The organism is Mesorhizobium sp. WSM3873 (assembly GCF_001672445.1).
Taxonomy (GTDB): Bacteria; Pseudomonadota; Alphaproteobacteria; order Rhizobiales; family Rhizobiaceae; genus Mesorhizobium.
Map to the genome: position 1 here is coordinate 172,355 of NZ_LYTM01000002.1, position 25,361 is coordinate 197,715.

At 62.7% G+C, this 25,361-nt stretch carries 24 protein-coding genes and 1 tRNA gene; 8 read left to right on the forward strand and 17 right to left on the reverse strand.

Annotation, left to right across the window (positions count from 1 at the left end):
- The first annotated feature begins 3 nt into the window (after positions 1-3).
- Entirely contained in the window at positions 4-240 is a 237-nt protein-coding gene (locus A9K71_RS02385; protein ID WP_066989754.1) for a hypothetical protein, read from the forward strand.
- A 126-nt stretch (positions 241-366) separates the two neighbouring features.
- On the opposite strand, the gene A9K71_RS02390 is transcribed toward A9K71_RS02385, so the two are convergent.
- From A9K71_RS02390 to A9K71_RS02430, 9 genes are all read right to left on the reverse strand, one after another.
- The gene (locus tag A9K71_RS02390) at positions 367-1,278 is read right to left on the reverse strand and encodes an agmatinase (RefSeq protein WP_066989757.1); all 912 of its coding nucleotides are present in this window, start codon (positions 1,276-1,278) and stop codon (positions 367-369) included.
- A 138-nt stretch (positions 1,279-1,416) separates the two neighbouring features.
- Positions 1,417-2,025 carry a chloramphenicol phosphotransferase gene (locus A9K71_RS02395; RefSeq protein WP_066989760.1) on the reverse strand — a complete coding sequence of 203 codons (609 nt, stop codon included), beginning with the start codon at positions 2,023-2,025 and terminating at the stop codon, positions 1,417-1,419.
- 66 nt (positions 2,026-2,091) lie between these two features.
- Positions 2,092-2,913: an MBL fold metallo-hydrolase gene (locus A9K71_RS02400; RefSeq protein ID WP_066989763.1), complete on the reverse strand. Its 822-nt coding sequence runs from the start codon at positions 2,911-2,913 to the stop codon at positions 2,092-2,094.
- 1 nt (position 2,914) lies between these two features.
- Positions 2,915-3,709 (reverse strand): TatD family hydrolase, encoded by a 795-nt coding sequence (locus A9K71_RS02405; RefSeq protein WP_066989765.1) that lies wholly within the window; start codon positions 3,707-3,709, stop codon positions 2,915-2,917.
- Entirely contained in the window at positions 3,709-5,256 is a 1,548-nt protein-coding gene (gene metG / locus A9K71_RS02410) for a methionine--tRNA ligase (RefSeq protein WP_066989767.1), read from the reverse strand. The genes A9K71_RS02405 and metG overlap by 1 nt, the downstream gene beginning before the upstream one ends.
- Before the next feature lie 134 nt (positions 5,257-5,390).
- Positions 5,391-6,446, reverse strand: a complete 1,056-nt coding sequence (locus tag A9K71_RS02415) for a DNA polymerase III subunit delta' (RefSeq protein ID WP_066989769.1) — start codon at positions 6,444-6,446, stop codon at positions 5,391-5,393.
- Positions 6,443-7,117, reverse strand: coding sequence for a dTMP kinase (gene tmk, locus A9K71_RS02420; RefSeq protein ID WP_066989773.1), 675 nt, complete (start codon positions 7,115-7,117; stop codon positions 6,443-6,445). The genes A9K71_RS02415 and tmk overlap by 4 nt, the downstream gene beginning before the upstream one ends.
- A gap of 72 nt (positions 7,118-7,189) precedes the next feature.
- Positions 7,190-8,368, reverse strand: coding sequence for a D-alanyl-D-alanine carboxypeptidase family protein (locus A9K71_RS02425; protein ID WP_066989777.1), 1,179 nt, complete (start codon positions 8,366-8,368; stop codon positions 7,190-7,192).
- Between the two features lie 83 nt (positions 8,369-8,451).
- Positions 8,452-9,720 carry a septal ring lytic transglycosylase RlpA family protein gene (locus tag A9K71_RS02430; protein ID WP_066989780.1) on the reverse strand — a complete coding sequence of 423 codons (1,269 nt, stop codon included), beginning with the start codon at positions 9,718-9,720 and terminating at the stop codon, positions 8,452-8,454.
- A 799-nt stretch (positions 9,721-10,519) separates the two neighbouring features.
- On the opposite strand from A9K71_RS02430, the gene A9K71_RS02435 reads away from it, so the two are divergent.
- The 6 genes from A9K71_RS02435 to rimO all read left to right on the forward strand — a co-directional run bounded on the left by A9K71_RS02435 (position 10,520) and on the right by rimO (position 15,617).
- Positions 10,520-10,609: transfer RNA gene (locus A9K71_RS02435), tRNA-Ser, on the forward strand.
- Positions 10,610-10,766: 157 nt separating this feature from the next.
- Positions 10,767-11,165 carry a hypothetical protein gene (locus A9K71_RS02440; RefSeq protein ID WP_066989784.1) on the forward strand — a complete coding sequence of 133 codons (399 nt, stop codon included), beginning with the start codon at positions 10,767-10,769 and terminating at the stop codon, positions 11,163-11,165.
- A gap of 672 nt (positions 11,166-11,837) precedes the next feature.
- Positions 11,838-11,996 (forward strand): hypothetical protein, encoded by a 159-nt coding sequence (locus A9K71_RS31105; protein ID WP_156752569.1) that lies wholly within the window; start codon positions 11,838-11,840, stop codon positions 11,994-11,996.
- 824 nt (positions 11,997-12,820) lie between these two features.
- Positions 12,821-13,228 carry a DUF930 domain-containing protein gene (locus tag A9K71_RS02445; RefSeq protein ID WP_066989790.1) on the forward strand — a complete coding sequence of 136 codons (408 nt, stop codon included), beginning with the start codon at positions 12,821-12,823 and terminating at the stop codon, positions 13,226-13,228.
- 276 nt (positions 13,229-13,504) lie between these two features.
- Entirely contained in the window at positions 13,505-14,164 is a 660-nt protein-coding gene (locus A9K71_RS02450; protein WP_066989793.1) for a TerC family protein, read from the forward strand.
- Positions 14,165-14,303: 139 nt separating this feature from the next.
- Complete coding sequence (gene rimO, locus A9K71_RS02455) at positions 14,304-15,617, forward strand: 30S ribosomal protein S12 methylthiotransferase RimO (RefSeq protein ID WP_066989930.1); 1,314 nt, start codon at positions 14,304-14,306, stop codon at positions 15,615-15,617.
- A 69-nt stretch (positions 15,618-15,686) separates the two neighbouring features.
- On the opposite strand, the gene A9K71_RS02460 is transcribed toward rimO, so the two are convergent.
- The 8 genes from A9K71_RS02460 to A9K71_RS02495 form a co-directional block, all read right to left on the reverse strand.
- On the reverse strand, positions 15,687-16,754 hold the full coding sequence (locus tag A9K71_RS02460) for a BMP family ABC transporter substrate-binding protein (RefSeq protein WP_066989795.1): 1,068 nt from the start codon (positions 16,752-16,754) through the stop codon (positions 15,687-15,689).
- 51 nt (positions 16,755-16,805) lie between these two features.
- Positions 16,806-17,726 (reverse strand): ABC transporter permease, encoded by a 921-nt coding sequence (locus A9K71_RS02465; protein ID WP_066989797.1) that lies wholly within the window; start codon positions 17,724-17,726, stop codon positions 16,806-16,808.
- Complete coding sequence (locus tag A9K71_RS02470; protein ID WP_066989800.1) at positions 17,726-18,838, reverse strand: ABC transporter permease; 1,113 nt, start codon at positions 18,836-18,838, stop codon at positions 17,726-17,728. The genes A9K71_RS02465 and A9K71_RS02470 overlap by 1 nt, the downstream gene beginning before the upstream one ends.
- Entirely contained in the window at positions 18,835-20,412 is a 1,578-nt protein-coding gene (locus A9K71_RS02475; protein ID WP_066989803.1) for an ABC transporter ATP-binding protein, read from the reverse strand. The genes A9K71_RS02470 and A9K71_RS02475 overlap by 4 nt, the downstream gene beginning before the upstream one ends.
- A 214-nt stretch (positions 20,413-20,626) precedes the next feature.
- Complete coding sequence (locus tag A9K71_RS02480) at positions 20,627-21,604, reverse strand: quinone oxidoreductase (RefSeq protein ID WP_066989806.1); 978 nt, start codon at positions 21,602-21,604, stop codon at positions 20,627-20,629.
- A 41-nt stretch (positions 21,605-21,645) separates the two neighbouring features.
- Complete coding sequence (gene pcsA, locus A9K71_RS02485; RefSeq protein ID WP_066989933.1) at positions 21,646-22,464, reverse strand: phosphatidylcholine synthase; 819 nt, start codon at positions 22,462-22,464, stop codon at positions 21,646-21,648.
- Positions 22,461-23,075, reverse strand: a complete 615-nt coding sequence (locus A9K71_RS02490; protein ID WP_066989810.1) for a DUF1326 domain-containing protein — start codon at positions 23,073-23,075, stop codon at positions 22,461-22,463. The genes pcsA and A9K71_RS02490 overlap by 4 nt, the downstream gene beginning before the upstream one ends.
- Before the next feature lie 11 nt (positions 23,076-23,086).
- Positions 23,087-23,974 carry a DUF2182 domain-containing protein gene (locus A9K71_RS02495; RefSeq protein WP_066989813.1) on the reverse strand — a complete coding sequence of 296 codons (888 nt, stop codon included), beginning with the start codon at positions 23,972-23,974 and terminating at the stop codon, positions 23,087-23,089.
- Positions 23,975-24,072: 98 nt separating this feature from the next.
- Between A9K71_RS02495 and A9K71_RS02500 the strand changes: the two genes are divergently transcribed.
- Complete coding sequence (locus A9K71_RS02500; protein ID WP_066989936.1) at positions 24,073-25,284, forward strand: UbiH/UbiF family hydroxylase; 1,212 nt, start codon at positions 24,073-24,075, stop codon at positions 25,282-25,284.
- The last annotated feature ends 77 nt before the right edge of the window (positions 25,285-25,361 follow it).

Genomic DNA, 25,361 nt, shown 5'->3' on the forward strand with positions numbered 1-25,361 from the left:
GCCATGAACGACACGTTTGCATCGATCCCGCATCTGGCAACGCTGGCCGGGCAGGCATCGCGCCGGCGCTACGGCCTGAAGACCCTGCGAGGCATGATCGCAGCCCGGCGCGAGCAGATACGGTTTCGCTGGGATCTGAAGCGGATATCAGAGGCCAACCCGCATCTGATCGACGATATCGGACTGACGAAAGAGCAGGCCGAGGAAGAGATCGCCAAGCTGCCCTTCTGGCAAAGATAAACGCGGATGTGGCGTCAACGCTGATGCCGGCAGCGCAGTCCCACGGGGTAGGGAGGTCCTGCATGAGCTCGAAGCGACATCGGTCGGTCATAACGGGGAATCTCGTCGGGGCTTCAGGCATCTGAGTTAAACCTGCCGGACGACAGTGCCGATGACATTGACGAGAAGCCGGGCTGCAGTCAGCGCCGACAGGACGTCAAGGTCGGCAGGCGGATAGAATTCGACCAGATCAAATCCTGCGATCCTGGCCCGCTTGCCGAGGCCGGCGATCAGGTCGATCGCCTGGGCATAGGTGAGGCCGCCTGGCGTGCGCGCCGCCACACCCGGCATGATGCTGGGATCGAGGCCGTCGCAGTCGAAGGTCACGACGACGCGCGCGCCGTCCGGAATGTGCCTGAGAGCGGCGTCGACGCCCTGGGCATGAAGCTCGCGGGCAGTCACAAAGCGGCTGCCATAGCGTCGCGCCGCTTCGATTTCAGCCAGGCGTGCGCTGCCGACGCTGCGCAGGCCGACTTGCACGAGGCCGGCGATATGCGGCATCTCGCTCGCCCGGCGCATCGGGCTCGAATAGCCGTAGCGTTCGCCATCGACCTCGTCGCGCCAGTCGATATGCGCGTCGATCTGCAGGATCCAGACCGGCCCGTGACCGGCAAAGCCGGCGAGAAAGGGAATTACCACGGAATCGTCACCACCGAGCAGGATCGGCACGGCCGACGCGGCCAGGACCTCGCGCGTCTTCGCTTCGATCCGCGCCCGGTTTCCCTCATTGTCGTGCATGACCGTCGAGATGTTGCCGGCATCGACGCAGCAGACCGGCTTGCCGTCGAACAATGGACCGCCGAGATCTACATCCCAATGCTCGACCAGCGGCGCATCGTCCTGGCTCGCAGCGCGGATGGCGTCGGCGGCCAGAGCATGGCCGCTGCTGTCCTTTCGCGGATAGGTGCTGCCATGACCGGCACCGTAGATCACCATGCGAGGCACGCGGCCTCCGGCGAGGCAATCGGGAAAGCCAAGAAAGGAAGATGAAGAGGTCATTGTTCAATAGTCCGAATGTGAGCGCTCGCAGCGAGGGGCACGTCGATAGGATCGCTTTATCGCCTCTACGTGATCCATATCAGAAAGTCGCATAAGATAGATTATGGAACTGCCATATCCAGCACGAAGCTGGTTTTGCTACGGTTCTCCTGGGCTTCCCGTCCGCGCTTCAAAGGCGTCAACGCGGTCCTTGATGTGTTCGTGAATCCTTGTAGCCGCCTCCGCCGCGCTGATCGCTGTTACGTCGATCGTCAGGCTGTTCGGGTGCTTCGGGTCAAGGACAGCGACTGTTCGGCTGCGGTGGCGCGCGACTTCCGGATCGATCGACTTGAGACGGTCACGTCGCGTTGGCGACATCACGCGACGTACCAGTTCGGCCTCTTCGCAAAGCAAGCGCACAGGCACGAAGTGAGCGCCTCGTCGATCCGACGCATCTTTCATCTGCTGGTAGGACGCCAGGCTTCTCGCGTCTCCTTGGATGCCGGAGTTCGTGAAGATGAAGTTGGCGGCGGGAGGACAAAGTGTTGCGACGGTGTCCAAGACAGCCTGGCGGACCTTGGCGGTCTGCTCCCAGACGGCATCAGGCAAAGTGCGGCAACCGTCATCGGCAAGCAGTGCCAATATAGGATTGTTGATCCAGTGATTGTCGATGACCTGGCCGGAAAGTGCCGTGCCGAGTTCCCGTGCGATCGTCAGCTTGCCGACGCCAGGGAAACCGAGCAGCAGAACAAACACATTCTGAACCATCAATCAGTTTCCGAAGCACCAAAGAGAATCGGATTGGCGACTAAGCGCCAAAGTGAACAGGCGTCTCTATCGCTCTGATTCACAAGGAATTTCGATCGTCATGCCGTCATAGGCCGGCACCACGTGGTCCGGCGTCTCGGCCATCACGGCGGCATAATCCAGCGGCACATGCATATGCGTCAGCACCGCGTTTTTCGGCGAGAGCTTCTCGATCCAGCCAAGTGCCTCGGCAAGCGACAGATGGCTCGGATGGCTGTTATACTGCAGCGCGTCGATCACCAGCACGTCAAGGTCTTCAAGCCGTCCCGCGGTGGCAGCTGGAAAGTCGCTGATATCGGGGCAATAGGCGATCCCGCCAATGCGGAAACCGAGCGAAATGATGTCGCCATGGATCTGCGGCAGCGGCTCAAGGGTGAGGGGACCCCCCTCGCCTTCGATCACCACCGGCCTGGCATGGTCTATGAGATGCGGCCTGACGATCGGTGGATAGGAACTGCCCGGGGGCGTCTCGAAGCAGTAGCCGAACGCCTGGCGCAGCCGCAGCATGGTCGGCTGGTCGGCATGAATATCGATACGACGGCGTTGCTCGAGCACGAAGCCGCGCAGATCGTCGATGCCGTGAATGTGGTCGGCATGCGGATGGGTATAGACCACCGCGTCGATGTGTTTGACCGAAGCGAGCAGCATCTGGGCGCGGAAATCCGGTCCGGTGTCGATGACGACGGTGGTGCGGCCGCCATTCCCTGCGATCCGCTCGACAAGAGCAGCCGTGCGCATGCGGCGGTTCTTCGGATTGGCCGGATCGCAATTGCCCCAGTCGCCGGTGATGCGCGGCGTACCGGGCGACGAGCCGCAGCCGAGAATGGTGAGGCGCAGCTGGTCGCCCATGTCAGGCCGCCGTCACGTCCGGTCGCGGCATCTTGGTAAACAGCCGGAAGACATTCTCGGTGGTGATGTCGGCGATCTCCGCCTCGCTGACGCCGATGGTCTCGGCCAGCACCTTCGCCGTATTCGCGACATAGGCGGGCTCATTGCGTTTTCCCCGATGCGGGATTGGCGCAAGATAAGGCGCGTCGGTCTCGACCAGCAGCCGTTCGCGCGGCACATCTGCGGCAATCGCGCGCAACTCGGTCGAGTTCTTGAAGGTCAGGATGCCTGAGAAGGAGACATAGCCGCCCAGCGCCACGCCGACTTCCGCCAACCGACGCCCGGACGAAAAACAATGCAGGATGAAGGGGAAAGCGCCCTTCCCTGTCTCCTCCTCGAGAATCGCCGCCATGTCGCCGTCGGCGTCGCGCGAATGGATGACCAGCGGCAGGCCGGTCCGGCGCGCGGCGGCGATGTGAGTGCGGAAGCCTTGCGCCTGTGCCTCGCGCGGCGCGCGGTCGTAGAAATAGTCCAGGCCGGCTTCGCCGATCGCCACCACCTTGGGATGGTTGGAAAGCCGTACCAGCTCCTCTGCGGTCACATCGAGCTCTTCCGCCGCATTGTGCGGATGAGTACCAACTGAGCAATAGACCTCACTAAAAGCTTCAGCAATTTCAAGGATTTGATGAAAACGCTTCACGCGCGTTGAGATCGTCACCATGCGGCCGATCCCGGCTGCGAGAGCGCGGGCGACGATAGCCGCCCGCTCCTCGGCAAAATCCGGAAAATCGAGATGGCAGTGACTGTCGACAAGCATCAGGCTTTGGTGTCCTGCTCGACGTAGCGGGGAAACACGCCCTCAGGCACCGGCAGCGCCGTGCCGGGCACCAGCGCATGGTCTGCGTGGACATGCGCGAAATTGCGCTTGTCCGCCGGCACAGCCAGCAGGTCGAGCAGCCTCGCCGCCGATCCGGGAATGAAGGGCTGGCAAAGCACCGTCACGCGCCGGACAAGCTCGGCCGTCGTCCACAGCACCGTCTCCATGCGCTCCGGATCGGTTTTGCGCAGCGCCCAGGGCTCCTGCGACGCGAAGTAGCGGTCGGCGTCGGCCACCACGCCGAAGATCGCCGCCAGCGCCAGATGGATGCCCTGCTCCGCCATCGCTCTGCGTGCCACCGCAAGCGCCTCCACCGCCTGGTCGAGGATCGCCGCGTCGGCTTCGGTGAGCTCGCCGCGCTTCGGCACCGCGCCGCCGCAGTTCTTGGCAATCATCGACAGCGAGCGCTGCGCCAGATTGCCGAGGCCGTTGGCGAGATCGGCATTGGTGCGGTTGACGATCGCTTCGTGACTGTAGCTGCCGTCCTGCCCGAACGGCACCTCGCGCAGGAAGAAATAGCGTACCTGGTCGAGGCCGTAATGCTCGATCATGGCGAACGGATCGACGACATTGCCGACCGATTTGGACATCTTCTCGCCGCGGTTGAACAGGAAGCCGTGGGCGAAGACGCGCTTCGGCAATTCTATGCCGGCCGACATCAGGAAGGCCGGCCAGTAGACCGCGTGGAAGCGCACGATGTCCTTGCCGATGATATGCGTCGCCGGCCAGTAGTGCCATTGCTCGGATTTGGTGTCGGGATAGCCAGCGGCCGTGATGTAGTTGGTCAATGCGTCGACCCAGACATACATCACATGCTTGTCGTTGCCGGGTACAGGCACGCCCCATTTAAACGTGGTGCGCGAGATCGACAGATCCTTCAAGCCGGACTTGACGAAGCTGATCACTTCGTTGCGGCGCTCCGCTGGACCGATGAAGTCGGGCCGGCTCTCATAAAGTGCCAGCAATTTGTCCTGATAGGCGGAAAGCCGGAAGAAGTAGCTTTCCTCCTCGTTCCATTCAACCGGCGAGCCAAGCGGCTCGCGGCGCACGCCGTCGTCGCCGAGCGTGGTTTCGCTCTCGTCGAAATAGGCTTCCTGGCGGACCGAATACCAGCCGCTGTAGCGATCAAGATAGATGTCGCCATTGGCGGCCATCGCCTTCCAGATCGCTTGGCAGGATGCGTAGTGACGTTGTTCGGTCGTGCGGATGAATTCGTCGTTTGAGCCGCCGACTGTCTCGGTCATCAAGCGGAAGATTGCCGAATTGCGATCGGCGAGCGTTATCGGCGCGATGCCTTCCTTCTCGGCCGTCTGCTGCATCTTGAGGCCATGCTCGTCGGTGCCCGTGAGGAAGAACACATCCTTGCCGTCGAGACGCTGGAAGCGGGCCAGCGCGTCGCTGGCGATGACCGTATAGGCATGGCCGATATGTGGCTTGCCATTCGGATAGAAAATCGGCGTGGTCAGATAGGATTTTTCGCGTGACATGAATGAACCGTCATGAAGGTCTGAATGTGAGTTGTGGCGGTGGATAAACTATCGGCGTGGCGATTGCCATCCCGATGCATGCCGCCCAAAAGTGGTGCCCGGTTTTGGGGCAGCGGCATGCACTAAGAAAACCGTCACATTCGCATCACAGAATTCAGGCGGTCGATCATGATCAGGGCGTGCTGCTTCTTGTCGAGATTGTAGGTCTCTGCCTCAGATATCGTGTTCACGGCCTCGTGCCAAGCGTCGGACAGCGTTTTGGCCCTGGCGAGGTCGCCGGCTAATGCAGCTTCACTCGCGGCGGCCGACAGCAGATCGAGCGCGCGGCGGTTGAAGATATCGAATTGGATCGCCTGGTCGCGGCCGGCAACGGCTTCGGCAAGCCGATGGGCAGCGGCAATGTCCGGCTTTTGCGCCGCCACCAGCGCGTCGAGCGCGCCGGCGATTTCCAGCCCGCCATACTGGGTAAGCAGGATCGCGTTGCGCGCGCTGCCCCCTGCCCGCTCGGCCAAAGCCGCGCGCGCCGACGGGTCGACCGGCGGCGGCGGCTCGATGCCTTCCAGCACAGCCATCAATTCGTCCGGCGCAAGCGGCGTCAGCCGCACCATCTGACACCGCGACCGGATCGTCGGCAATAGGCTGCCCGGCGCATGAACGATGAGGATGAACAGGGTGCGCGCCGGAGGCTCTTCAAGATTCTTGAGCAAGGCATTGGCGGCATTGGTGTTCATGTCGTCGGCCGGATCGACGATGACGACGCGGTAGCTGCCGTCATGCGAGGTCATCGACAGGAAGCGGCTGACCTTGCGTATCTCGTCGACGGTTAGCACCGTCTTGAAGCTTTTGGTCTTGTCGTTGGCCGGACGGGTGAGATGCAGCACCGAAGGATGCGCGCCGGTAGCGATCTGGCGAAACAGCGACGAGGCCGGATCTGGAACGGCTAGCGCTTCGGGCGCAGCCGCAAAATCGGGATGTCTGAGAAGGTGGTGCGCCAGGTGGAAGGCAAGCGTGGCCTTGCCGATGCCGTGCGGCCCGGCGAGGATTAGCGCATGCGGCAGCTTGCCGGCGCGGTAAGCGGTGGCAAGCATGCCCGCCGTCTGCGCGTGGCCGATCAGTCGCGACGTTTCCGACGGCTCGGGAACGCCGTCAAGCGTGTCGTGCTGTTCGGGGGCGATGCGTTCGAAGATCATGCCGGCGCCGTCTGCTTCCTTTGCACCGGCATCCGCTTTTCCAGCACCGCGAACACGGCCGCGGTAACGACGTTTTCCACCGTTTCGGGATCGGCCGACGCATCGATCACAATGCAGCGGTCCGGCTCCGCCTCGGCGATCGCCAGGAAAGCCTCCCGCCGGCGCTGGTGGATGGCCAAAGTCTCCTTCTCGAAGCGATCGGCGCTGTCGCCGGCGCCGCGCCGTGCCGCCGCGCGCTTCAGACCTTCGGCCGGATCGATGTCGAAGATCAGCGTCATGTCGGGGACCATGCCGTTGATGGCGACCGCCTCCAGCGCTTCCATGAAATCCGGATCGAGCCCGCCGGTGACGCCCTGATAGACGCGCGAGGAATCGATGAAACGGTCGCAAAGCACGATCGTGCCGCGCTCGACCGCCGGCCGGATCACCTGCTCGACATGATCGGAGCGTGCGGCGGCGAAGAGGATCGCCTCCATCTTCGGGCCGAAAGGCTCGGCGGCGCCGGACAGAAGCACATGTCTCACCGCCTCGGCGCCCGGAGAGCCGCCTGGCTCGCGTGTCACCAGAACCTCGTATTTCTTGGCGCCCATGCGCCGTGCCAGCCGCTCGATCTGCGTCGACTTGCCGGCTCCTTCGCCGCCTTCGAAGGTGATGAAAAATCCGCTCGCCAATCGTGAATGCCTTCGCCCGTGCTGGCCGCTGTCATAGCTCCCGTCCGGCAAAAGGTCCACGAGCCTGCCCGATCACAAATGTTTCTGACGCAGCCAGCCGACGGCCAGTTCCTTGGCGGCGTCAAGCGCACGCTGCGGCAGCGTCCCGACCTTCACCGCCTCGGCGGCGAAAAGCGGCGTTCGCTGGCTGAGCGTGTCGCCTATCCAAACGCGCAGCTCCCCGACCGGTTGCCCCTGCTCCACCGGCGCCGCCACCGGGCCGTCATAGACAATCCTGGCGGTCAGCTTGTCGCGGTTGGTTATCGGCAGAAAGATGTCCACCGGGCCCTTGGCTTTCAAGGCCACGCCGGATTTGGCGCCGCCGAACACTTCGGCTTCGCCCACGACCTCGTCCTTGGCGAAGATCTCCGTCTTCTGGAAGGAGCGCGACCCCCAGTCTAGCAGCTTGCGCGCCTCCTCGGAGCGTTCCCGGTCGCTCGCCAGACCGCTCAGCGCCGCGATCACCCGAATGCCGTTGTGGCTGACCGTGCCGACAATGCCGAAGCCTGCGGACTCGCTCGCCCCGGCCACGAAGCCGTCGGCATCGATGCCCATGGCCAAAAGCGGATTGCGGTTCCGCTGGGAGATCTTGTTCCAGGTGAAGTCGGGCTGGCCGTAGTAGTGGAAGAACTCGGGATAGTCGCGCCAGATGTGCAGTGCCAGCATCGTGAGCTCCCGCACTGTCGTCTGCTGGCCATCTGCCGGCAGCCCGGTCGAATTGACGAAGGTCGATTTCGAGAGACCAAGCTCGCGGGCACGCTCCGTCATCTGCGCGGCGAAATTCGCCTCCGAGCCTGCCATGCCTTCGGCAAGCACGATGCAGCCGTCATTGGCGGCCTGCACGGTCACGCCCTGGATCAGATCCTCGACACGGACCGCCGATTTGAGCTTGGCAAACATCGTCGAGGTGCCCGACGGCGCGCCGCCGGTGCGCCAGGCGTTTTCGCTGACCACGAAAGTATCGTCGAGCGTGATCCGCTTCGATTTGATGGCGTTGAGGACCACCTCCATCGTCATCAGCTTGGCCATCGAAGCCGGCGGGATCGGCTTGTCGGCATCCTTGGCGAAAAGCACCGTGCCGGTGTCGGCGTCGATCATGAAGGCCTGGGCCGCCTTGGTCTCGAAAAGCTGCGCACCGGCCGGGGCTGCCCAAAGCAGTATCAGCGCCAGGCCTAGTAATCCGGCGAAAGGCTGAAAGATGCGGAACTGCATGAAAAATCGACCCACTTAGCCGTGCTGGCGTCGATAAGCTATCAGGGTTCTTTCCGCTGGATCAACGGCGGGCGCGAAATTGATCAGTTTCGCACAACCAATGCGTCCGGCGCGCCGTGCGACCAGGCCGCCTGCAGCAGGTCGTCGATGCTGCCATGGCCATCCGGATAGACGTTGACCGCGTACCAGTCGTTGCCGTCAAGCTCGGTGCGCTGGATTTCAGTCCTGCCGAACGGCTCGAGCGCCGCCGCCACGCGGTTTGCCTGCGCCGCATTGTCAAAGGAGCCGGCGGCCACATAATCGGAGGCCGGCGCCTGTTCCTGGCCGTTCGACTTCTTCCACGACTGGAGGATGTCGGCCGGCGACATGCCGCTGCCGTCGAGGACGGCAAAGACGTCGGCGTGATTGACGCGCTCACCCGCGTAGGACAGCGACGCCATGGCAAAGGGCGAGTTCGGCGGCAGCCTGAACTGCGGCCGCTCCGGCACGATCGGCCCGAAATCCGGCAGCACGACTTCGCTGGCGCCCTGCGCCTGCCCTGACATCGCCGGTTGCGCGGCAAGCTGCTCCGACAGACCGGACTGCGTGCCAAAAGCCTGCCCAGAACTGGTCAGCTGGCCGGGGAACGGCACGGCCGCTGGAGGTGCATCGCTCATCGACAGGCTGGGCGACGGGCCGTTCATGGCCACCATCACGCCCGTCGGCAGGCCGTCGGACGGATCGGGCCGCCTGCTGCCGGGACGGTAGGAAGCCATCAGATACTGGTCGTCATTGCCGTCGAGAGGCGCCCGGCCGACATATTCGACCTTCACCCTTGCCGTGCCGACCTTGCCATAGTCGAGCATTTGCGCGGCACGTTCCGAGACGTCGATGATGCGGCCCTCATGGTATGGGCCGCGGTCGTTGACGCGCACGATGATCGAACTGCCAGTCTCGAGATTGGTGACGCGGGCATAGCTCGGCAGCGGCATGGTCGGGTGCGCCGCCGTCAGTTGCATCGTGTCATAGACTTCGCCGTTGGCGGTCAGCCGGCCGTGGAAGGCATCGCCATACCAGGAAGCCAGGCCAACCTTGGCATATTTCTTATCCTCCTTGGGATAGTACCACTTGCCGCGCACCTGGTACGGCTTGCCGAGTTGGTCGCGGCCGCCGCCGCGCCGCATGAAGGCAACGCGCGGGCTCGCCTTCACGCCATATTCGGATTCGGCGAAATACTCCTTGGAACGCGGCCGCTTGTCGACCATGCCTTTCGGTTGCGGCGTCGACGTACAGCCGGCAAGCAGCACCGCCGAGAGGGCGCACAGCACGAAGGCAGGAGCGCGACGAAGACGCGGGCGCGCCGAAGTCTGCATGTTTTCGATTGTCCCCTACAGTCTCGCCGCCATCAATCGGAGCCAAGCGCCCCCGAATGCAGCAACACCTTGATCCCCAATATCTTTGTGCACAGGAAATGTTTATTACGATGTTAATCGATTACGGCCGGAACCGGGCGAGATTATGGCGGGGAAAAAACTGCCACCGAGGGTGAGCCTTGCGTGGATGAGCGCCGGATGGAGGGGCAGCTTTTTGGAGGGGGACTTCCATTTCCAACCGGCGCTCACAGCGCTGGAATTGCCCGCGCCAACCAGGAGTTTAGCATGGGCGTCCGCAAGGCCTGCCTAGATCGAAGGGATGAACTCGGTTCATCCATATGAGCAGTGGTTTCACGGATCAGTTGGGAGACGCTTTCGCGCCTAGCCGGAGGCGTTGCCGTCGGACTGGACAAGAAGACGCCCACCACGTTTTCCGTAGCGGGCGCTAGTTCGGGAGGAAGTGAGAGACGCTTGCGGTCTGGGTCGTCCCCTTGCCCGCTAAGGACGGTACGCCTCGTTTGGCTGGATAATAAGCGCGCTAAGGTTGAGCCGCCGCATATTCTGGTTGCGTGACATTTTCGCCACAGACATACATAAAAGTGCCCGGCCAACCGGGCAGCCGGGCAATGCATCGTCTGTCCCGACCGCAGGAAGGCACGTCGCGGTGGTTGACGCAGCCCTGACCGCCGCACTACAGCAATGAAGCGCGAGCCGGTCGCAAATGCCTCTGCGTCAATTTGGCGCCGACCATTGAAAATTGACCGATAGCGACGATCGTAAGTGGTTGAATGACTATGATGGAGGGATGGCCGAGCGGTTTAAGGCACCGGTCTTGAAAACCGGCGTGGGCGCAAGCTCACCGTGGGTTCGAATCCCACTCCCTCCGCCACAGTCCCAACCCCATCGGCATATCATCTCCTGCGCGGCGACCGTTTCGCTGTGGACGGCCATCTGCGCCAATCCTGCTTTGCGTTATTGGTCCGGCGAGCCTTGGGTGCGTCCCGTGCCCATCCGATTGTCCTGCAAGATCCTGCCGAAGGAACGAGATGCCTGTTTTCGCGTTGTGCGCCATGTCTCTCGAAGACCACATCAGTATGGCGCAGCGTCATGTTCGACATGGCGAGCGGCACATCGCGCGTCAGCACGAGCGGATTGCCCGCTTGAGAACGAACAGGCTGCCGACAGTAGATGCGTTGAGGTTCCTGAGCCTGTTGGAAGAGGTGCACGCTTTGCAGCGGGAGCACCTGTCCCGACTGCTGTCGAAATCGGCCGGATCCAAAGCAGTCTCGGAGCTTTCGGCGAAGACGCAGGTGGCAAAGGGCGAGAGAGACGCGATTTCCATTCCGGACCCCATCGTCCGGCTCGCGCTGGAACTGGAACAAGAGCTTAACAACGTCAAATTGAAGTGGCTGACCGCCAAGCCTCCGAAGGGCAAGCTTCACTAGTTGGCTACGGCAGGTTGGCGGCTCTGTGGTGTCCTTTGATGCGCTGAGGCCCCTCTAGGCTACTTTGGCATCATCTTCTTGATATGTACTGGCCATATCAGCATAAGCGTATATTTATCGGCAGCCGGTGCTGTGCCTCGCCCCCGAGTCCACCGGTCAGGCCCGGCGTTTGCTGGCCTACCCCGCCAGCCTGCCGGGCCGCCCGGCGTCAGGCACATGGCGTCGAAGGTTTCTTGTCCGGTGGAGAACACCAGAAGCCGCTCGAATCCAGGAGCGCACCAGACTCATGACCTCACGGTCGGCGGCTTGCGCCCCTCAGCCGCACGTTGCCGGGCGGAGGCGGACACACCGCTGGCGGACAGCCGACACAAAGCGGCGGTACGCCGGCAAAATTCTATTAGCTTTAACTAATTGTAGACCCGCGCTGTCCTATTCTGGGACAGCGCGGGTAGCGCCCACTCCCGCGCCGGCGGCTCCGGCAGGCCCAGCACCCCCCGCCCTCTGTCGGGGCCGCCACCTGACTTTGCTTTATACCAGCAATGGTTGAATCAACCGTTACCACACGTGCCTACCAACGAGCTTTCGTGATCATTAAATTTTGATGGACCGGAATTCACATCTCACCCGAACTGATCTAGTCTTGCAGGTCGAAGAAATCGCGGGTGGCAACCTATGGAAGCGATGTTCGATGACCTTGCGGCTGCTGTCAGGCAGCCCCGAGCAGATATTTATACGGCTGTGCGCGCGTTCGCCCTGGACTTCGCCAGCAAGGTCTTTTTAGGGGTCGCCGTGGGGGTTGGCATCGGTATCGGACTAGCTATCGCGCGCTAAGTCACAAGAAAAATGCCGGCGGCTGCTCAAAGTCCGCGTTGCTCGCCCTTGCTATCCGCTTGCTGTAGTATACCGCGATCGGTGTAGGGTCACCGACTATATTAGCAATAGCCTCCAATCTGACACGAACTTACCATTGGACGTTTTCGGGCGCCGTGGGGAGTTCCAATGCGCATGATTCTTGCTCTGGCCGCGCTCACGGCCTGTTTCTCCGTATGGGATCATCTTGCAAACCACGGAACCTATAGCGCTACCCTGCAGCGAAACATTTTTGGTAAAGTGCTTTCGGGCTAACGGCCTTCCCACGGGGGCCGGTTTCCATCGTCAGGCACGTCGACACAGTTTTTATGTTCGCTTGCTCAGTTAAATGCTCTGCGCCCTTTCGCGTTAATCCAAGCAGCAGTCGGCCCGACAATTCCGCCGGAAGGTCGAAAAATACATCCATAGACCATCCATTGGTCACACGGATCCGGTAAGCAGGTAAACCTCATCGCTGACGGTTCTTCGTTTTAGTATTCCCACGCAAATCTGTTCGGCGGCTGAGCCTGCGAAACCGGGCAGGATTGTGCTCCAGCACTTTGAAAGCACAATACTGCCGCCCGACGAGGAGAAAAAGAGGCTCTACAGTCCCTGCTCTATACGACCCAAGTCTGACAGGTTCTTGACAGTTCTTCGGCAGCGGAGATCGTTTCATCGCGGACCCCGGAACAATGGCAATAGCCCAGTCGCCGAAGCCCGAGATTGGCTTGTGCCGCATGGCTGGCCTGGCCGAGCCGGCACCCATGTCACAAGCGCGTGCGTTTGGTTGATTTCTCAGACAGAATATGCTGCTTGTCGCGCCCATGAAAAAGCTCTGCCTGATGGTTCTGGCGCCTCTGGCGCTGGCCTGGCCGGCCAAGGCGATGGACAACGCACTTCGTGCCGGCCTGCTGAAACTCGATCCGCAGACTCGTCTCGAACAGCGTTGCGACGCCGAGGTGCTCGACCGGATCAGCCACGACGATCGCAAATTCAAGGCCGACCGTGTGGTGGCCTATGCCTTCGCCACGCCCCAGATGAGCGCCGACGCGATCAGGAGCCCCGGCGCCGCCTTTCGCAGCAAGGGTCAATGGTTCCGGCTGAAGTTCAAGTGCCAGACCGCGCCCGACCATATGCAGGTGCTGCAGTTGCTCTACAAGATCGGTGACGAGATCCCGGAAACCGACTGGGCAAAATACAACCTTTACGATTGACCGACTGCCGCGGTCGGCTGCGCGCAAACCGGCCTTTCGAGTGCAAACTCATTTGAACCCAATGGAACCAGACGAGCGGCAACCGCTTGTTTCGTGAGTTCTCTTGACGTGCAGGAACCATGCACGTAGAGCAATTCCAGGAAAAGCGCGCAGCTGTTTTTCCCGCTGGAATTGCGTGAAAACAAAGACTTAGAACGCGATCGCATCTAACGGTGAATCGCTCCGGCGTTAGAACATTCGAAGATCGACATTCCGCAAACAGGAAGGCTCCAGACGATGGATATTTTCAGCGCCGCAAGCCTGACTGCCCTTGTCCAAGTCATCGCGATCGACCTGGTGCTTGCGGGCGACAATGCCATCGTCATTGGACTGGCGGCCGCCGGCCTGCCGACGGAGCAGCGCAAAAAAGCCATTCTGATCGGCGTGGTGGCAGCGACGGTGCTGCGCATCCTGTTCGCGGCGGTTACCGTCAAGCTGCTTGCCATCGTCGGACTGTTGCTCGCCGGTGGCATCCTGCTGTTATGGGTATGCTGGAAGATGTATCGCGAGCTTCGCACCTCCCATGCCGACGAGCACGAGGCGACGGAGGCGCTCGCCAATTCCGATCTCGACAGCGACAAGGCGGTTGCCGGCAAGGCGCCGCGCAAGACGCTTGGCCAGGCGGCGCTGCAGATCGTCGTCGCAGACGTGTCGATGTCGCTGGACAACGTGCTGGCCGTCGCCGGCGCCGCGCGTGATCATTTCTGGGTGCTGATCGTCGGCCTCGTGCTGTCGATCGGCTTGATGGGCCTTGCCGCCAGCTTCATTGCGCGGCTGCTGCACCGTTACCGCTGGATTGCCTATATCGGCCTGCTGATCATCCTCTATGTCGCGCTCGACATGGTCTACAGGGGCGCGATGGAAATCTGGCCGCACGTCAACAACGCGGTGAGCTGACTGCCGCCACCTGACGCGGGCTTTGGCCGGCCGGTGATCTGGCCTCGCATTGCGTTTTGCCGCAACAAGGACCAGCCCATACCAATGCCGCAATTAGTGTGGTATGGCGCCGCCGATCCCGAAAAACCTGGAAAAGCTTATGTCTGCCCCTCGTGTCAGTTTCGTCAGCCTTGGATGCCCGAAGGCGCTCGTCGATTCCGAGCGCATCATCACGCGGCTCCGCGCTGAAGGCTACGAGATCGCCCGCAAGCATGATGGCGCCGACCTCGTTGTCGTCAACACATGCGGCTTTCTCGACTCCGCGCGCGACGAGTCGCTCGACGCGATCGGCTCCGCCCTTTCCGAAAACGGTCGCGTCATCGTCACCGGCTGCCTCGGCGCCGAGCCGGAAGTCATTCGCGAGAAGCATCCCAATGTGCTGGCGATCACCGGCCCGCAGGCCTATGAGAGCGTGATGGCGGCGGTGCATGAGGCGGCTCCCCCCAGTCATGATCCCTACATCGATCTTCTGCCGCCCCAGGGCGTGAAGCTGACGCCGCGGCATTACGCCTATCTGAAGATTTCCGAAGGCTGCAACAATCGCTGCACCTTCTGCATCATCCCGGCGCTGCGCGGCGACCTCGTGTCGCGCCCGGCGGCCGACGTGTTGCGCGAGGCCGAAAAGCTCGCCAAGGCCGGCGTCAAGGAGATCCTCGTCATCTCGCAGGACACCAGCGCCTATGGCATCGACATCAAATACCAGACGAGCATGTTCGGCGACCGCGAGGTGCGAGCGAAGTTCCTCGACCTTGCAGAGGAGCTCGGCAAGCTCGGCATCTGGGTTCGCATGCACTATGTGTACCCCTACCCGCATGTTGCCGACGTCATTCCGCTGATGGCCGAGGGAAAGATCCTTCCCTATCTGGACATCCCCTTCCAGCACGCCTCGCCGCAGGTGCTGAAGAACATGCGCCGTCCCGCTCATGGCGAAAAGACGCTGGAGCGGATCCGCGGTTGGCGCGAGGTCTGCCCGGATCTCGCCATCCGCTCCACCTTCATCGTCGGTTTCCCCGGCGAGACGGAAGACGACTTCCAGATGCTGCTCGACTGGCTGGACGAGGCGAAGATCGATCGCGCCGGCTGCTTCAAATATGAGCCGGTCAAGGGCGCGCGCTCCAACGACCTCGGCCTGGAACAAGTGCCGCATGAGATCAAGGAAGCCCGCTGGCACCGCTTCATGCAGCGCCAGCAGAAGATCTCGGCGACGCAACTGGCCAGGAAGGTCGGCAAGCGGCTGCCGGTGCTGATCGACGAGGCGCATGGCACCTCGGCCAAGGGCCGCACCAAACATGACGCCCCCGAGATCGACGGCTCCGTGCATATCCAGTCGCGCCGGCCGCTGCGCGCCGGCGAGATCGTCACGGTCAAGGTCGAGCGCGCCGACGCCTACGATCTCTACGGCTCGGCCGTTTGACAAGCGGATTGACTGAAAATGAAAGGGCGCCGGTGGGGCGCCCTTTTTGTTTTGATGCCAGGCTGCTGTTTACTGCGGCAGCTTGTCGTCGATGCCCTTGACGTAGAAATTCATGCCGAGCAGCGTGGCGTCGTCGGCGACCTCGCCGTCCTTCAGCCAGGGCGAGCCGTCCTGCTTCGCCACCGGGCCGGTGAAGGGGTTCCAGCCATCGGCGATCTTCTTGGTGGTCGCCTCCGCCATTGCCTTCACGTCGTCAGGCATGTTGGTGAAGGGCGCGAGCTTGACGGCGCCATCCTTGATGCCAAGCCACACATTGTCCGGCTTCCATGTGCCGTCGAGGGCAGCCTGCACGCGGCTGATGTAATACGGGCCCCACTCGTCGGTGAGCGAGGTCAGCTGCGCGTTCGGCGCGAATTTGATCATGTCCGACGACTGGCCGAACCCATGCAGCTTCCGCTCCTCGGCGACCTGCAGGGGGGCGGTCGAGTCGGTGTGCTGGACGATGATGTCGGCGCCCTGGTCGAACAGCGCCTTGGCGGCGTCGGCTTCCTTGCCCGGATCGAACCAGGTATTGACCCACACGATCTTCACCTTGAAGTCCGGATTGATCGACTGCGCGCCGAGCATGAAGGAGTTGATGCCCATCACCACTTCCGGGATCGGGAAGGAGACGATATAGCCGGCAAGACCCTTCTTCGATTCCTTGGCGGCGATCTGGCCGAGCACATAGCGGCCTTCATAGAAGCGCGCGTTGTAAATGCCGAGATTGTCGCCGGTCTTGTAGCCGGTTGCGTGCTCGAACATCACCTTCGGGAACTTCTTGGCGACCTTAACCTCGGCGTCCATGAAGCCGAACGATGTGCCGAAGATGATCTTGCATTTCTCCCGCGCCAGGCGCTCAAAGGCGCGGTCGGCGTCCGGGCCTTCCGAGACGTTCTCGAGATAGGCGGTCTCGACCTTGTCGCCGAGCGCTTTCTCCACCTCGAGGCGACCCTGGTCGTGCTGATAGGAATAGCCGAAGTCGCCTATCGGCCCCGTGTAAACCCAGCAGGCCTTCAGCTTGTCGGCCGCCTCGGCGGTTGCCGCCAGCGACAGGGCCGCGGCCGTGGTCATCAGCGCAATAAGCAGTTTCTTCATCGTGTTACCTCTCTGAGTTAAGCCTTGGAGCTTCCCGTCTTTTTGTTGTCGTCAACGATCCGGAACAAATGGCTGCCCCAACGAAGCCGGCGTGTTCATCATCGTCAGCCGCTTGTTCCGCGAGATTAGAACGAGAACCACGATGGTTGCCAGATAGGGCAGCGAAGAAAGAAACTGCGAGGGCACAGGAATGCCGAAAGCCTGTGCATGAAGCTGGCCGATCCACACCGCGCCGAAGATGTAAGCGCCGGCCAGCACCCGCCAGGGGCGCCAGGACGCAAAGACCACCAGCGCCAGAGCGATCCAACCGCGTCCTGCGCTCATGTTCTCGACCCATTGCGGCGTGTAGACGAGCGACAGGTGGCCGCCGGCAAGCCCGGCGCAAGCGCCGCCGAAGATCACGGCGAGGTAACGGTAGCGGATCACCTTGATGCCAAGCGCATGCGCCGACGTATGGCTGTCGCCGATCGAGCGCAGCGTGAGGCCAGTGCGCGTCCTGAACAGAAACCACATCACGGCGGCGGTGAGCCCGATCGAGACGTAGAACAACGGGTCCTGGCCGAAGATCAGCTTGCCGACGACCGGTATCGAGGTCAGGCCGGGGATGTCGAGGTTCGGCAGCCTGACGCCAGGCTGGCCGACGAAGCTGGTGCCGATCATGCCGGAGAGGCCAAGCCCGAGCAGCGTAAGCGACAGGCCGGTCGCCACCTGGTTGGTCGCCAGCGAAAGCGTCATAACGGCGAAGAGCAGCGAAAACAGCGCGCCGACGACGATTGCGGCAAGCAGCCCGATCCAGGGAGATCCGGTGAGATAGCCCGCGCCAAAGCCGCCGACGGCGCCCATGATCATCATGCCCTCGACGCCGAGGTTGAGCACGCCGGAGCGTTCCACCACCAGCTCGCCGATCGCCGCGATCAAGAGCGGCGTCGCCGCGGTCGCGATGGTCAAAAGAATGTTGACTGTGATGTCCATCAGCGTGCCTCCTCCAGCTTGGGCGCGGCCTCGAGTCGTGGCGCGGCAAAGCCGATCAGACGAATGCGATAATGAATGAGCGTGTCGCAGCCGAGCACGAAGAACAAAAGCATGCCCTGGAACACGCGCGCCACCTTGTCGGAGATGCCGAGCGCGCTCTGCACCGCCTCTCCTCCGAGATAGGTCAGCGCCAGCACCAGGCCTGCCGCGACGATGCCGAGCGGATTGAGCCGCCCGAGGAAGGCGACGATGATTGCGGTGAAGCCGTAGCCGGGCGAGATCACCGGCTGTAGCTGGCCGATGGCGCCTGAGACTTCCGAGATACCGGCAAGGCCAGCTAATGCACCGGACAGCAGGAAAGTAAAGAAGACCATCTTGCTGAGGCCGAAGCCGGCGAAGCGCCCTGCCCTCGGGCTCGAGCCCAGCACGCGGACCTCGAAACCTTTCAGCATGCGGCTCATCATCAGCCAGACCGTGACAGCGGCGACCAGCGCGAAGACGAAGCCCCAATTGGCGCGGCCGGCATCCGGCATCAATTCCGGCAGGACGGCCGAGTCGCCGAACTGGATGGTCTGCGGGAAGCCGTGGCCCTGCGGGTCGCGCCACGGTCCGCGCACCAGCCAGTCGAGGAAAAGCTGCGCCACATAGACCAGCATCAGGCTGGTCAGGATCTCGTTGGTGCTGAAGCGGGTTTTCAGCAGCGCCGGGATGGCCGCATAAAGGGCGCCGCCGACCATGCCGAGCAAGAGCATCAGCGGCAGTACCAGCGGACCTTCGAATTCGGGGAACAGCACCGGGATGATCGAGCCGAAGATGCCGCCCAGAATGAACTGGCCTTCGGCGCCGATGTTCCAGATGTTGGCCTTGTAGCAAACCGACAGGCCGACGGCGATCAGGATCAGCGGCGCCGCCTTGATGGCCAGTTCATGCAGTTGCCAGACCTCGCTGATCGGCTGAACAAAGTAGACCTTGAACGCATTGAGCGGATTGACGCCGAGCAACGCGAACATGATGGCGCCGGCAATCATCGTCAGCGCGAAGGCGATGAAGGGCGAGAGCACCGAAAACAGCGCCGAGCGCTGCGGGCGTTTGACCAGTTCGAGGCGCATCATGCCGTCTCCATCCTGTGTTCGGCGTGGCCGGGCTCGGCCCCGCCCATCAACAGGCCAATCCTCTCGAAGGTGGCTTCGGCGATCGGCAGCGGCGCGGACAATTCGCCGTTGTGCATGACCGCGATCGCGTCCGATAGCTCGAACAATTCGTCGAGGTCCTGGCTGATGACCAGAACCGCCGAGCCGCTGCGGGCAAGCTCGATCAGCGCCTGGCGGATATGGGCGGCGGCACCGGCGTCGACGCCCCAGGTCGGCTGGTTGACGACCATCACGCTCGGCTTGCGGTCGAGCTCGCGGCCGACGATGAACTTCTGCAGATTGCCGCCGGACAGCGCCGCGGCCTCCGGATCGGGAGCGCTCTTGCGCACGTCCATCGCGGCAATGATGCGCTGGGCGGCACTGTAGACGGAACCGTTCCTGACCATGCCGCCGGAGCCGACGAAGGACTTGCCGTCGGTGGCATGGCGCGACAGCAAAAGGTTCTCCGAAAGCTTCATCCGCGGCGCCGCGCCGTGACCGAGCCGTTCCTCCGGCACAAAGGCGGCGCCCATCAGCCGCCGGCCGGTGATCGACACGCCGCCCGCATCCTTGCCGCGGATGCGCACGGAACCGGGATCCTGCTGCAGCACCTCGCCGGAGACGGATTCGAAAAACTCGCCCTGGCCGTTGCCTGCGACACCGGCGATGCCGATCACCTCGCCGGCGCGTACCGAAAGATTGATGTTCTTGAGCGGAATGGCGAACGGCGTCGCGGGCTTGCGGGTAAGCCCGCGGATCTCCAGCAATGCCGGCGCGGTCTCGATGCCCTTGGCCGGCGCGCGCACCACTGCCTTGACCTCATTGCCGACCATCATGCGGGCTAGCGACGCGGCCGTCTCCTGGCGCGGGTTGCAGTGGCCGACGACCTTGCCGTGGCGCAGCACCGTGGCGCGATCGCAGATGCGTTTGACCTCTTCCAGCCGGTGCGAGATGTAAAGGATCGACTTGCCTTCGGCGCGAAGCCGCTCCAGCGTTTCGAACAGCTTGTCGGCTTCCTGAGGCGTCAGCACCGAAGTCGGCTCGTCGAGGATGATGAGTTGGGGCGTCTGTAAGAGGCAACGGATGATCTCGATGCGCTGGCGCTCGCCGACGGAAAGATCGCCGACCAGCGATTCCGGATCGAGCGGCAGGCCGTAGCTGTAGGAGAGCGCCCGCGCCTTCGCGGCAATCGCGCTGATCGGCGAGCCGTCGTTCAGCGAAAGCGCGATGTTCTCGGCCGCCGTCAGCGCTTCGAACAGCGAGAAATGCTGGAAGACCATGCCGATGCCAAGCTTCTTGGCGAGGCCGGGGCTGGTGATCCTGACGGCTTGGCCGTTCCAGAAAATTTCACCCGAATTCGGTTCCAGCGAGCCGAACAGCATCTTCACCAGCGTCGACTTGCCGGCGCCGTTCTCGCCGAGCAGGGCGTGGATCTCGCCCTTCGCGATGTTGAGGTCGATATGGTTGCACGCCGTCAGCGTGCCGAAAATCTTCGTAAGGCCACGAACCTCCAGCAGGTTCGCCCTGTCATGATTTGCACTCACAGTGCCTCCCATCCAGTTACCCGGATATGTTCTGTGTTCCCGCTGGTATCGTATGCGCGGCCGGCTTCGGTCGGAAAGCGGCACGCAACTTGAAAGAGCTTCAAGAATTCCAGCGGAAACTCAAGGGGTAAGATAGGCCTGTTCAGGGCAAGAGGAAAACCAGTAAGCTTTTCGGGGAACCATTGCCTCGAGGCGCGGCAAGGCGCTGAAAAACAAGGCAGCCGGCTTAGGGGATGAGGATGGTGGTGCCCGTCGTCTTGCGGCCCTCGAGATCGGACTGCGCTTGTGCCGCGTCCTTCAGCGCGTAGCGCTGGTTGATCTTGATCTCGACGGCGCCGCTCAGCACTACCTCGAACAGCGCTTGCGCCGAGGCCACAAGGTGCTCGCGTTTGGCGTTGTAGACGAAGAGCGTCGGGCGGGTCGCATAGAGCGAGCCTTTCTGCGCCAGAAGCGACATCGGGAAAGGCGGGATCGGCCCGGACGACTGGCCGAAGCTGACAAACATGCCAAGCGGCCTCAGGCAGTCGAGCGAAGCGGGAAAAGTGTCGTTGCCGACGGAATCATAGACGACGTCGCACTTTTTGCCGCCGGTGATGGCGGCGACGCCGGCGACGAAATCCTGCTCCTTGTAATTGATGACATGGTCGAAGCCATGCGCCTTGGCGAGCTCGACCTTGTCTGCGGAGCTCGCCGTGCCGATCACCGTCGCGCCGAGATGCTTTGCCCATTGGCCCAGGATCAGGCCGACACCGCCGGCCGCGGCATGGTAGAGGATCGTGTCGCCCGCCTTCACCTTATAGGTGCGGCGCAGCAGATATTCGGCCGTCATGCCTTTCAGCATCATGGCCGCCGCCTGCTCGTCGCTGATGCCGTCCGGCACCTTGACCACGCGGTCGGCGGCGATCACGCGTTCTTCCGAATAGGCGCCGACATTGACGGCATAGGCGATGCGATCACCGGCCCTCAGCCAGTCGACGCCGACGCCAACGGCCAGCACCACACCCGCCGCTTCGCCGCCCGGAATCAGCGGAAACCCGCCCGGCGGCGGGTAGAGGCCCGAGCGATGGTAGACGTCGATGAAGTTGAGGCCGATCGCGGTATGCCTGATCAGAATCTGCCCGGCGCCCGGCTGGCCGGGATCCGAATCCTCATAGGTCAGGACCTCGGGGCCGCCATGGGCGTGAATGCGGATCGCTTTGGACATTGCTCAACTTTCTCGGAAAAGGACGGAAGCTGGATATCGAGTCAGGATTTCCTGGCGCCAAGATTGGGAAACATCTGCATGATGCCCCCGATGCAGGCGAGATAGAGCCCGGTAACCGTAATGCCGGCCTTGGTGAAGATGCTGACCTGCTCGCTCAGAACCCCGATCTTGTCATAGAACGAGGCAAGTGCGGCCTGTGCCAATGCAAGCGCGCCGAAGGCGCACCATAACAGCGTCATGCCGAGATTGATCGGCCTGAGCCGCACCACCCGTACCGGGTGGATGAAGTTGATCGGCAGGAAGGTGAGAATACCGGCGACCACGACCACGGCGAAGGAAACCCACTGCCCCGGCTCGATGACAAAGAGCGTGAACACCACCATGTTCCAGACGACCGGGAACCCCTTGAAGAAGTTCTCCTTCGTCTTCATGCCGGTGTCGGCGTAGTAGATCGCGCTGGAGACTACGATGATCGCCGCCGACAGGAACGACAGGTTCTCGCCCATCAAGCCGCGCTGGTAGAGCGCGAAGGCCGGAATAAGCACGTAGGTCACGTAGTCGATGATGTTGTCGAGCAGCTCGCCCGACCATGTCGGCAGGATCTCCTTGACTTCGAGTTTCCTGGCGATCGGGCCGTCGATGCCGTCGACGAAGAGCGCCAGCCCCAGCCACCAGAACATTGCCGTCCAGCGTCCCTCGCTCGCCGCCACCAGCGAGAGGAAGGCGAGGAACGAGCCGGACGCAGTCAGCAGGTGCACGGAGAACGCCCGCGCCTGCGGCCACGTCACTTTCTTCTTCGGCCGCGGAATCCGCTCCGCGATTTTCTTGGCCGCATTCCGGGCCGCTGTGTTCTTGCTCACGGGCCTCGCCAATCCAGCTTACATATCTCGGCCGAACGGCCGGCGAAATTCCAATTGCGGCCGAAGGCGCGCATCTTGCTCTTGTCGGACTTCGCCACGATGATTTCCGGTGCGATCCAGTATTCGGAATTGGTAATGACGGTGTCTTTATCGCGGTCCTTGCCGGGTATCGGCGTCACCGCGCCGTCGATAATCCGCGGTATCTGGAAAACGCGCGTCCTGTCACGCGTCTCATAGGTGATCGGCACCTGTTCCACACCAAGGAAGTTTCCAACCAGAATCGACAGCAGCGAAGTGGTCCCGCCCGCCTTGCCGGTGAAGATTTTTGTCAGGGCTTTCACGGCATAGATGGAGGCGCGCTTGTCGATGAACAGGCCGGCGCTCCAGTTGCCGCGGCTCATATAGCCCGGGATTTCCATGACCAGACCAAGATTAAGGCCGGAAAGATCGACCTCGCCGAAATGGCCGGCGTCGATGCGGAACCCGGCCCACGTCTGGCAATAGCCTTCGGTCGGCGGATGGCTGCCGAGCGACAGAACGCAGGGGCAGAAAACCGTGCAATTGCAGGAGAGTACCAGCTCTCCCTTCATCGCCCAGCTCTGATCGGCCATCGAATTCTCCCTCACGCGGAAACTAATAGCAGGGCGGCGGCCCACACAAGCAGTATCGCACCGGAAACCTGGCTGGCCACCCTGCCCGCGGTCTGTTTTTCGATCAAAGCGAACAGGCTGATCAGCGCCATCCAGAAGATGTTCATCGCGCCCACGGCGAACATGACCAGCATCAGCGCCGAGCAACAGCCGAGACACCAGACGCCCTGCTCCACTCCCAGGCGAAAGACACGCCCCGGCTCCGCGCTCCAGTTGGCAAACAGGATCGAGAACGGGTTGTGGCATCTCTTGAGGCACGCCTGCTTCAAGCCGCTGAACTGATAGAGGCCGGCGATCGCCAAGGCGACGGCCCCGGCAATCCCGACGACGGGATCGAGCACCTGTCCCGCGGCGGCAAAGCCATAGACCGTGAGCGTCAGCGCGGCGAAGGCCACTGATGCGGCAAGCCAGGTCGCGAGGTATCCCATCACCAGAACCAGCGGATGGACGACGGGCTCGCCCTTGATCCGGGCGGTATCGGCAATCTCGCAATAGGTGCGGATCATCGGCGCCGCCGAGGGCAGCATCGTCGCCACCGCCATTATGAACCACATCAGGACGAGCGCCGACGCCGCCAACGAGCCTGAAAGCGGCGCCGGCGCAAGGCACAAAGCGAAGAAACGGTCGAGGAAATCCGGCAGCGGCAATGGCGGCAGGTTCTTCAGCAGCGCATCGCCCGGAGCGCCGCCGGCAACGCGGCTTTCGGCGCCGCGAATAGCCATGGCAGCGAGGATCCACCAGGCAAGCACGACGCCCGCACCGATAGTGAGCATCACGGCAAGGCGGGGGCTGCGCGCCAGTCCCGCCGTGGCGCGGCCGGCGCGGTCGAGATGGCGGAAATCGTGCTCCTGGGCGCTCATGCCAATCGAATGGGCCGAATCGCCGCGTTGATCAAGTCCGCCGATCTGCCCTATACCGCATGCAGGCCGACGGGCCGCCATCAACATGGAAGCCTGGCGTGGAGCAGAGTGACAAAGCCCGAATATTGATCGCCGGCAGCGGCCCGGCCGGCCTGATCGCGGCACTCGGCTTTGCCGAGGCAGGCTTTGCCGTGACGTTGGCTGGCCCCGAGGCCGCCGGCGGCGATGGCCGCACCACCGCCCTTATGAACCCTGCTCTCAAGGTGCTCGACCGCCTGGGCGTGCTGGCCGAACTCAGACCGCAGGCGGCGCCGCTGAAAATGATGCGCATCGTCGACGCAACACGCCGGCTGATCCGCAGCCCGACCGTCACCTTCCGCGCCAGCGAAATCGGCGAGGAGCAGTTCGGGCTCAACCTGCCGAACAAAATCCTGATCCCGGTGCTTGCCAAGAAGGTCGCCGCAAATCCCGGCATCGAGTGGCGAAAGTCGATGGTCGATGCCTGGCGGCTCGACGCCGACCACGCGCATGCGAGCCTCGCCGATGGCAGTGAGGTCTCGGCATCGCTGGCGGTTGCCGCCGACGGGCGCCTGTCGCCGGCGCGCGAGGCCGCCGGTATCAAAGCCTCCGCCCGACCCTATCCTCAGTCGGCGCTCGTTCTCAATTTCAGCCATCGCAGCGAGCATGGCTTCATCTCGACCGAATTCCATACCGAGACCGGGCCGTTCACGCAGGTGCCGCTGCCGGGCAAGCGCTCCAGTCTCGTCTGGGTGGTGAAGCCGGAAACGGCACAGGAACTGGCCGCGCTCGACGATGCCACGCTGTCTGTTCGGGTCGAAGAGCAAATGCAGTCCATGCTCGGCCGGGTCTCGGTCGAGCCCGGCCGCCAAGTCTACCCGCTTTCGGCGGCCTCGCCCGGTCGGTTCGCGCAAAACCGTGTGGCGCTTGTCGGCGAGGCTGCTCATGTCTTCCCGCCGATCGGGGCACAAGGCCTCAATCTCGGCATCAGGGATATCGACGATCTAATTGGAATCGCCAGCGAAAATCGCGACGATCCCGGGTCGAGGCTGAGCCTTGCCGCCTACGACACGCGGCGCCGTCCGGACATCTTGGCGCGCAGCAGTGCGGTGAACTTGCTCAACATGTCACTGCTGTCCGACATGCTCCCGGCGCAGCTTGCGCGCAGCGCCGGCCTCAACGTGCTGGGCAGCTTCGCGCCGCTGCGCGCCTTCTTCATGCGCGAAGGCCTGCGGCCGGGAAGCGGTTTTCGGGCGCTCGCCGGCGGCTTCAGGAAACAGGCCGCGCGCTGAGGCACATTTGCAAACTACCGCTTTCGGCCGAGGATTGCGCCCGCTGATAGGTAGCTTGGTGGGCCAGGGCGTCGGTA